We start from the raw sequence: 220 nt of genomic DNA on the forward strand, positions 1-220 counted from the left end.
ACCTACCGGGGCGACTACGTCACCGTCGATATCGACGCTGACCTGCACCGGCGGTTGGCCGATCTCGCACGGGCGTCGGGTGCGAGTCTGTTCATGGTGCTGCAAGCCGGACTCGCGGCCTTGCTGACCCGGCTGGGGGCTGGTGAGGACGTTCCGGTGGGCAGTCCGGTGGCCGGCCGCACCGACCAGGCGCTGGACGAGCTGATCGGGTTCTTCGTCA

The 220-nt window shown here is 68.6% G+C and carries 1 protein-coding gene; it reads left to right on the forward strand.

Going from position 1 to position 220, the window contains the following annotated elements:
- A partial coding sequence (locus tag IG90_RS40510; protein ID WP_033895142.1) for a condensation domain-containing protein occupies window positions 1–220 on the forward strand: 220 nt, incomplete at both ends.

Origin of the sequence: Streptomyces anulatus (genome assembly GCF_000721175.1) — a bacterium.
Taxonomy (GTDB): Bacteria; Actinomycetota; Actinomycetes; order Streptomycetales; family Streptomycetaceae; genus Streptomyces; species Streptomyces anulatus_C.